The organism is Gloeocapsa sp. DLM2.Bin57 (assembly GCA_007693955.1).
Classification (GTDB): Bacteria; Cyanobacteriota; Cyanobacteriia; order Cyanobacteriales; family Gloeocapsaceae; genus Gloeocapsa.
Genome location: RECR01000087.1, coordinates 25,950 through 34,748, shown reverse-complemented (window position 1 = coordinate 34,748; position 8,799 = coordinate 25,950). Strand labels below are relative to the sequence as shown.

Below are 8,799 nucleotides of genomic sequence, written 5' to 3'. Positions count from 1 at the left end.
TAATTAAAAAAGTGGGGATGGGCATCGCCTCACTCAAAAACGGTCAATCATCTCTGAAGGTGAAAGACAAGAAGCCTACACCATAATCTTTGATTCGGTGTAGGAGTATGTCACGTATTAGTTAGGGCGCAAACTTCGCGCCCCTACTTTAATTATCCGAGATAATCTACATCTGATAACATAGTTTCTAAATCGCGACGATGTTCTACTTGTCTGAGAAAGTAACCTGTCATCATAGCTGAAGCGAGAAGATTAGCCAAATTTTCTCTTTCTGTAGTTATTTGCACGCTAAAATCTTCTGAGGGTAACATACCAATTAACCCTTGGACATTGTGACTGATAATTTCTTTGATTTCTGGACTAGCGGATTGAGCAATTTGACTGAGATATTCTGGGTTTTGTTCTTGGAGATATTGTAATAGGGCATTTTGGGGAGACTCATCCGGTTCAGAATGGAAAAATTTAGAGTTAAATACCATGAGAACTGCTGCTAGCTAGTAGAATCACATTCCATTATATACTTATTCGGGACAATTTGGTTGAAGAATTTGAGAAAGTTGTTCTACCTCAAAGTATTGATAAAACTTTTCGGTAACTTCTAACCAATAAGATCTACCTTGTTCTTGACGTTTTTTCCTAATTAAGCCCAATTCTACCAATTCCTGTACCTGTTGATAAGCAGTACTTCCTCTTAAATCGATTAAATCTGTTTGCAGCATAGGGTGATAAAGGGCGATCGCTGCCAAAGTACGTAGAGTACCTATTTTTAATTCGGCAGGTATAAGATGGTGAACCAATTCTTGATAATCTGAGCGCAATTGTAAACTATAACCTGCTGGAGTTTCTACTATTTCTAAAGCACTAGGACGATGAGCATAGATTGCCATTAACTCTAATATAGCTTGTTGAGCTTGTTGACGAGTACACCTAGCACCAGTAGCTATTTCTGATAGACTTAGGGGTTGTCCTTTGAGATAAAGTATCGCTTCTATTGTAGTAGCTAATTGTAGAGATTCTCCCGACATAGTTATTAATTTTCTTCAGCTTTAATAACTTCTAGAGGTTGCCATCCTGCGCGCCAAAGATCGCGCTCTTGTAGTTGTTTAGCATTTAACCAGAATCTAACTTGAGGGTCACAGGAAGCTACCATTTCAGCAAATACCCACTTACCCTCTTGTTTTCTATTGACTACCTGAAAATGTCGCCAACCCCAGGTTTTTTGTTTAGCTGTCCATTTAGAGCCAATCAAGTGAGGGTATTTTTGTTTTTTAGCCATTTTTACGTGTGAAAATTTAGAGGTGGGTACTTTTACCAACATTTTGTTAAAGTTTAACCTAAAATGCTAAAAGATAGATTCTGTAAATAAATGAACAAACAAAACTGGCAATTATCCTTAACTACTTGTCTAATTATCTCTATACCATTAATTGGAGTTCCTCTAAGTGTAAAAGCTCAAGAAGCATCTGCAGAAGCGCTTCCCATCACTACGATACAGGAAAGTGATTATCTTGTCGGTCCAGGGGATAAATTACGTATAGATATTTTTAAGGTTTCAGAATATAGTGGCGAGTATTTAGTTTTAGTTGATGGTACAGTTACTTTACCTTTGGTTGGACCATTACCAGTAGTGGGGTTAACTTTAACCCAAATGAGTGAACAGATATCTCAAGCTTACGCTAATTATCTCAAAAGACCCATCGCCACGGTAAGTTTATTGAGTCCTCGTCCTTTAAGGATATCTATCTCTGGTGAAATAGCTAGTCCTGGTTCATATAGTTTTAATTTTCAAGAGAGACAACAATTCCCTACAGTAACCAGTTTAATCGAAAGAGCAGGAGGTTTAACTACTATAGCCAATATTGAAGAAGTCAAAATTCAACGTCAAATAGCGGGAAAAACAGAACTAATCACGGTTAATTTATGGGAATTAATCAACCATGGGGATCTCGGTCAAGATATTACCCTCAGAGATGGAGATCAAGTGGTTATACCTACTAAAATAGCGGTTGATACCAGAGAAAACCGTCAGTTGACTAACGTTAATTTTGGTATTCAAGTTCAAGATTCCTTCCCCATCACCATTATTGGGGAGATTAATCGTCCTGGTGCTCATGAAATAGAGCCGAGAAGAGATCCTGAAACAGGTAAAGGTGATCCCCCTAGTTTAACTACAGCGATCGCCAAAGCGGGAGGAATTAAACCCCTAGCAGATATTCGTAATATTGAAATCCATCGTTTAACCCGAGGGGGTGAAGAACACATTATCGCTGTAGATTTATGGGAATTACTGCGCAATGGGGATCTCAATCAGGATATTATCTTACAACAAGGAGATAAAATAATTATTCCCAAAGCCCAAGAAATCAACCCAGAAGAAGCACAAGCTTTAGCTGAGGCTAGTTTTGCTCCTGATACGATTGAGGTAAAAGTCGTAGGAGAGGTAACTAACCCAGGTGGGGTTAAAGTTCCCCCCAATACTCCTTTAAATCAAGCTATCTTAGCAGCAGGTGGTTTTATTCAAGGTCGTGCTAAACAAAAAGAAGTAGAATTAATTCGTCTTAATCCCGATGGAACTGTTTCTAAACGTTCAATAGCAGTAGATTTTAGCCAAAATCTCAATGAAACCCAAAACCCACCTTTACAGGAAAATGACGTGATCGTTGTCCATACTACTGGAGGTGCGAGATTTGGTGATACTATGAATGCTATTTTTGGACCTTTGCGTGGTTTACCATTAATACCATTATTAAATTAAGATAATTTATGAGGAGTGAACATGAAAAATAATAATACAAATTTTGCCTCCCTGAATGGGAATGGGAATGGGAACGGTAATGGTAACGGTAATGGTAATGGTAACAGTTATTCTGCTCAAAATAACCAGTTACTCTACTCATTACTACCTTTAATCAATAACAACCAACAAAACATTACCGAAGAAGAAGAACAAACCCTCGATTTGCGCCAACTCTGGACGGTAGTTAAACATCGTCTCCCCCTGATTGCTGGTGTTGCTGTTGGTTTTACTACTCTAGTGGGTTTATGGACTCTCACCAGAGAAACAGTCTATGAAGGTAAATTTCAATTATTAGTTGAACCTGCACAAAACAGTAGTCCAAGCACTGCTATACCTTTATTGGGGGGGAGTCAAGGTTCTCTTGATTATGCTACACAAATTGAAATCTTACGTAGTCCCAAAGTATTAGAAACGATTATTCCCGAGATAGCGACTCAATATCCCGAGATTGATTATGATACTCTTATCCCTGAAAAAAGACCACCGCTAAATATTACCCAAATCGATGAAACCAAAATTTTAGAAGTCTCGTTTAAAGATCCAGATCCTGAAAAAATCGCCTATATCCTCGAACAAATTGCTCAAGGTTATCTAGAGTACAGTCTTTACGATAAACAAACGGAAATTAGACAAGGTAAAGAATACGTCGAAACTCAATTACCTAGATTAAGAGAAAGAGTTAGCAATTTACAAGATAATCTCCAAGAGTTTAGACAAAAACATAATCTAATTAGTCCGGAAGTCTATGGACAAACCATTTCTGAGCGATTAGTAGCTCTAGAAGCCCAATACTTTGATACTCAAGTAGCTCTAAGTGAGACACAATCATCTCATGAATTGTTACGTCAACAATTGGGTATTGAACCAGATCAAGCCTTAATAGCGAGTTATTTAAGCGAATCTCCCCATTATCAGAACTTATTGGCTCAGTTACAAGAGGTAGAAATCAAACTAGCTCAAGAATCTGTACGCTTTCTAGATAATACTCCAACTATGGAAGCCCTCCAAGAAGAAAGAGAGAATATCTTAGACTTATTACGTCAAGAAGCTCAGATAGTATTGGGTAATAATCTTTCTGATGATTTCATTAAATCTCCTTTGTTTGCTACCCCTAGTACTGTACGTTTAGAATTGAGTCAACAATACATACAGGGCGCTAATCGGATGGAAATTCTCCAGATTAGACTTAATGCTCTAGCTCAAGGAATAGCCGAAGTCAATGAAGAACTTAATATGCTTCCTGTGTTAGCTCGACAATATTCTGATTTAAATCGAGAGCTTAATATTGCTACTGAGAATTTAAACCGCTTTTTAGCAGCTCAAGAAAACTTACAAATCGAAGCAGCGCAACAAGTTATACCTTGGCAATTACTAGTTTCTCCGAAAATATCTGATGTACCTGTTCATCCTAAATCCCTCAGAAATATAGTCTTAGGTACTGTTGGAGGAGTATTATTAGGCTTAGGAGCAGCCTTTTTAGCTGAACGTTTAGATCCTATTTTCCACTCTTCAGAAGAACTCAAAGAGATGGTTAATTTACCTATTTTGGGTTTAATTCCTCTACAAAAGGATTTAGATTCGGTACAAAAGGTGATCGCTTCTGGGTTACCCACTATAACTATTGGTAATCAAACAGTGGATTTAGGCTCAACCCAAGGGGAGCATCAGGCTGATAATAGTTATCAATCTACACCATTTTTAGAAGCTTTCCGCTCTCTCCATACCAATATTAGACTTCTTGGTTCGGATAAGGGTATTAAATCTCTCGTGATTAGTTCTTCTGCACCTGCTGAAGGAAAATCAACGGTTTCTTTGAATTTTGCTAAAGCTGCTGCAGCTATGGGTCAAAAGGTTTTATTGATTGACGCTGATTTACGACGTCCTCAAGTTCACGATCGCTTAGGATTGAAAAATAAACAAGGTTTGAGTAATGTCATCGCTATGGGTACAGATTGGCGAGAGGTGATTCAAACTGCTACTAATTGGGAAAATGTCTCGGTAATCACCGCCGGAGATGTTCCCCCTGATCCAACTCGCTTACTTTCTTGTCAACGTATGCAGGAAGTTATGACCGAGTTAGAGCATGAGGGGAATTTTGACCTAATTATTTATGATACTCCTCCTTTATTAGGCTTTGCTGATGCACGGATTTTAGCTGCTAAAACCGCAGGTGTTGTGTTAGTAGCGAAAATTGGTAAAACCGATCGCTCAGCCTTCAAACAAAGTATTGAACAGTTGAAAATGTCTCACGTCTCCATTTTGGGAGTAGTAGCCAATAATGTTACTCGTCACAGTCATGGTTCTTACTATTACTATGACAATCATCACCGTTATTATGGACGTAAGTAGTCTTTTAGGTAGTTAAACGTGAGTAATCCTATTCTTTCCTCAACTTTTTGTTTAACTCTATTATTGATGATAGGGTTATTTTTCTTTATTCGTGCTTCGGTAAAAAAGCGTATCGAAGAACTTACTTTAGTCAGTAAATTATCTCAAGAGAATTTATATACTGAGTTACAAAGTTATTTTCAGTCTAGAGCTTATCGCCTCAAAGACGTCAATAGTGAAAATAGTCAAGTTACTTTTGAAGGCTTTGTCCGCCCCAGCTGGTTTTTAGCTATTTTGCTGACTATTCTAGCTACTATTGGTTTATTATCCCTTAGTTTGGTCATTTACTTACTCTATCCAACTATTGCTTCTTTTAGCTTAGGATTGCTTTTATTAGCTCCTTTAGCTGGTTTATTTTATTGGCGCAAAGCGGGACGTTTAGAGCAGGTAGTCTTAAACATTCAACCTCTCTCAAGCGATGCAACTCAAATCAAGGTAATTGCTCACCGTGATGAGTTGATCGCTCTCGGGAAGTCTCTCAACATCTAACAACAAATAAGACAAAACCACTCATCATGAGTGGTTCTGGCTGTTTATTTGAGGTTAGGAGCTACCAGCGACGGCGACAGTACTATTCTTGCTAGCTGTTGTCTGACTAACAATCATTCCTCTCAAGCTTGGGAAGAGAAAATGATTTTCCTCTACATACTGAGCTCCGAACAATCCTTTTTCTGCCCAAAAATATCTATCTGTAGTGTGCTCATTGCGTCTAACGATTAAGACCGCAGGGGGAGCAATTCCTTCACTTTTAATGTATTTTCGCGCTGCTGTAACTGGTTTATCTTCACCACTCTCAATACTGTACTGTGGAACTAGTGCCAGTATCTTGCGTCCTTCTAGGCGGCGGCGACTCTTCCGTTTACGTTTCCTTGCCAACCTAATTACCTCCTAATTATCAGCCTGTATCTGTAATTATTTTTACAAAAGCCTAAGCAATTGTATAATGGTACAGAAAAAAAATCAAGCCCCCCCTATTGAAGGTAAAAAACACCACACAGATTCTACTGTACAGCTTTTAGGGTATTTTACTCTCTTAACAATTGTTAAAAAAACTTTAAAAAGTATTAACAAAGACTTAATTACTTTGAAAAATCTGTTGTGCGGTGAGATTTAATTGTCGAAATACACTAGAAATTATTAATGTATCATTGATAAATTGACTAGGGGAAACCGATAAACTTTCTAGCTCCTAAACCCAAATAATCTACAATTAATCTCAATTCCTAACTCTGTTAGTAAAAATCCCGCAATTTAAGAATGTTGCCCTCTAGGTTTGGGTATTTCGACAATTACTCCATCATGTAACTCATAGTATATTCTCCAGTTTCAGGGTAAAATTGCCAAAACTGGTCAAAAGTTACTATATATCGACTATTGATTAATGACATTGTGTTTCACTCCAAAGCAGCCCTGAAAATTTTCAAGACTGCATCAACAAAAAGTCAATTACTCGTTATGATGATGACCATGGGTGGGACAAGGAGGCGCGCTAACAGAGCGATCGAGCCAACCTACAGCTTGTTGAAAGCGGATTAGGGCTTCTTGGGGTTGATCTTTTAAGAGAAAAACTAAAGCCGCGGCAGCTTGTTGACTAGCTTGAGCGTTGCGGTTAGCTTTGAGACGATGCCAATCATTAGGGGCGATCGCCAGACGAGTTGCTAGAGCTTGAGCTAATTCTACAGTACTTAATTGATTGATTAGCTCATTTTTGGTCAAATCAGATGTTTTAGCCATAACTAGAGAAAATATTTAGTTATCTTCTTAAGTCTAGTCAATTTTAAAATTTATGAGCTATACATATACTAATAAAGCATAAAAAATCTCCTATTCCGAATAAGTCAATAGGAGATAATACTGGTATTGGTTTAGCGGTTTTTAGCCGAAACGACCACTAATATACTGTTGAGTTTCCTCTTTACTAGGATTATTAAAGATCACTTCGGTTCTATCGAACTCAGCGAGATAACCCTGGCGATTACCTCCTTCTAACTGCTTAGTGTTGAAGAAAGCGGTATAATCAGCCACACGGGTTGCTTGCTGCATATTATGGGTTACGATTACGATGGTGAAGTTTTCTTTCAATTCATGAATTAATTCTTCTACCTTAAGAGTAGAGATAGGATCAAGAGCTGAACAAGGTTCATCCATTAACACCACATCTGGTTTAAGAGCGATGGTGCGAGCGATACATAAACGCTGTTGTTGTCCACCTGAGAGAGCTAAACCACTTTGTCTGAGTTTATCTTTTACCTCATCCCAGAGAGCAGCTTTACGGAGAGAGTCTTCAACTAGGGCGTCATAATCGGTTTTAATTTTATTAATTTTAGCCCCATAAGTAATATTCTCATAGATAGACTTAGGGAAAGGGTTAGGTCTTTGGAAAACCATCCCAATACGACGACGCACTTGCACTGGATCGATATCTTTTGCGTATAAATCTTGACCAAGATAGGTTACCTTTGAACCTTCACCGAGTTTAAACACAGGGATAAGGTCATTAAGACGATTAAAACAGCGCAACAGAGTACTTTTACCGCAACCAGAAGGACCGATAAAAGCCGTTACCTTATTGCGGGGGATTTCTACATATACCCCTTTAACAGCGAGAAAATTACCGTAATAGACATCGGTATTTTCTGATTGTAAGACGATATTGTCTGTGAGTCTATCGGTTGGTTGTTGATCATTAACCATTAAATATAAATCCTCCTAGTATTGACGTTTAGCGGTGACTACACGAGCGATGATATTAGCGATGAAAACTAACATAACGATGACGAAAGCAGCGGCCCAGGATAACTCGTTTTGGTTAGCAAAAGGAACGATGGCGAAGTTATAAACCAATACCGCTAGAGAAGCGGTAGGCTCCATTAATTTGGTTTCAAAGTTGGGCCAAAATTGACTAAATAAAGCGGTAAACAACAGGGGAGCGGTTTCTCCTGCAGCTCTAGCGGTAGCTAGGGTTACCCCGGTTAAAATCGCGGGTAATGCAGCGGGGAGAACTACTTGTAAAACCGTTTGATAGTCATTAGCACCGATACCGATAGAAGCGTCTCTAACTTCTTTAGGTACGAGTTTAAGAGCTTCATAGGTGGTACTAACAATAATCGGGATAATTACAATAGAGAGAGCGAAACCACCAGCCCAAGCTGAATAAGTGCCTGTGGTGACTACAAATGCAGCAAAGGCGAAAACCCCTACGATAACCGAAGGAACACCATTGAGTACATTATTAGCAAAACGAATTATTTCGGGCAATTGACCTTTACTAAATTCTGAGAGGTAAATAGCCGCCATAACCCCGATAGGAATACTAATACACAGGGCGATTCCCACCATAATAAATGTACCGACAATAGCGTTACCAAAACCACCACCTGGTACTAGAGGAGGCGGGGGAAGTTCCCTAAATACGCTTAGGGATAAAGCGCTAATCCCCCGATAGAGTAGATACCCCACAATGGCAAATAAAGGCACAACAGCTATAGCAATGAAGATAAAGGTTATACCATTCATGATCAAGCCAAATAGAGTCCTCGGGGATTTAGAGTCAATTTTGAGAGTACTAAGGTCAAAACCAGCAGGAATTTGAGAAGTCATTGTTAAATACTTGA

The 8,799-nt window shown here is 38.7% G+C and carries 10 protein-coding genes; 3 read left to right on the top strand and 7 right to left on the bottom strand.

Annotated features, from left to right (window positions below):
* Window positions 1–152: 152 nt before the first annotated feature.
* The 3 genes from EA365_11725 to EA365_11715 are packed head-to-tail and all read right to left on the bottom strand — an operon-like array spanning window position 153 to window position 1,276.
* Complete coding sequence (locus EA365_11725; protein ID TVQ43832.1) at window positions 153–479, bottom strand: DUF760 domain-containing protein; 327 nt, start codon at window positions 477–479, stop codon at window positions 153–155.
* A gap of 42 nt (window positions 480–521) precedes the next feature.
* Window positions 522–1,025 (bottom strand): SMC-Scp complex subunit ScpB, encoded by a 504-nt coding sequence (scpB, locus tag EA365_11720; GenBank protein TVQ43831.1) that lies wholly within the window; start codon window positions 1,023–1,025, stop codon window positions 522–524.
* A gap of 5 nt (window positions 1,026–1,030) precedes the next feature.
* Window positions 1,031–1,276 (bottom strand): TIGR02450 family Trp-rich protein, encoded by a 246-nt coding sequence (locus EA365_11715; GenBank protein TVQ43836.1) that lies wholly within the window; start codon window positions 1,274–1,276, stop codon window positions 1,031–1,033.
* Between the two features lie 90 nt (window positions 1,277–1,366).
* Here EA365_11715 and EA365_11710 point away from each other — a divergent pair, with 90 nt between their 5' ends.
* Genes EA365_11710 through EA365_11700 form a run of 3 tightly spaced genes read left to right on the top strand, consistent with a single transcriptional unit; the run spans window position 1,367 to window position 5,674 of the window.
* A complete protein-coding gene (locus tag EA365_11710) occupies window positions 1,367–2,755 on the top strand; it encodes a sugar ABC transporter substrate-binding protein (protein TVQ43830.1) in 1,389 nt (462 codons plus the stop codon).
* Window positions 2,756–2,776: 21 nt separating this feature from the next.
* Complete coding sequence (locus EA365_11705) at window positions 2,777–5,146, top strand: polysaccharide biosynthesis tyrosine autokinase (protein ID TVQ43829.1); 2,370 nt, start codon at window positions 2,777–2,779, stop codon at window positions 5,144–5,146.
* An 18-nt stretch (window positions 5,147–5,164) separates the two neighbouring features.
* The gene (locus EA365_11700; GenBank protein TVQ43828.1) at window positions 5,165–5,674 is read left to right on the top strand and encodes a cofactor assembly of complex C subunit B; all 510 of its coding nucleotides are present in this window, start codon (window positions 5,165–5,167) and stop codon (window positions 5,672–5,674) included.
* 54 nt (window positions 5,675–5,728) lie between these two features.
* On the opposite strand, the gene EA365_11695 is transcribed toward EA365_11700, so the two are convergent.
* The 4 genes from EA365_11695 to pstA all read right to left on the bottom strand — a co-directional run bounded on the left by EA365_11695 (window position 5,729) and on the right by pstA (window position 8,785).
* The gene (locus tag EA365_11695) at window positions 5,729–6,061 is read right to left on the bottom strand and encodes a DUF3155 domain-containing protein (protein ID TVQ43827.1); all 333 of its coding nucleotides are present in this window, start codon (window positions 6,059–6,061) and stop codon (window positions 5,729–5,731) included.
* Between the two features lie 570 nt (window positions 6,062–6,631).
* A complete protein-coding gene (locus EA365_11690) occupies window positions 6,632–6,919 on the bottom strand; it encodes a hypothetical protein (protein ID TVQ43826.1) in 288 nt (95 codons plus the stop codon).
* Between the two features lie 141 nt (window positions 6,920–7,060).
* Window positions 7,061–7,879 (bottom strand): phosphate ABC transporter ATP-binding protein, encoded by an 819-nt coding sequence (pstB, locus tag EA365_11685; GenBank protein ID TVQ43825.1) that lies wholly within the window; start codon window positions 7,877–7,879, stop codon window positions 7,061–7,063.
* Window positions 7,880–7,894: 15 nt separating this feature from the next.
* On the bottom strand, window positions 7,895–8,785 hold the full coding sequence (gene pstA, locus EA365_11680) for a phosphate ABC transporter permease PstA (GenBank protein TVQ43824.1): 891 nt from the start codon (window positions 8,783–8,785) through the stop codon (window positions 7,895–7,897).
* Between the last annotated feature and the right edge of the window lie 14 nt (window positions 8,786–8,799).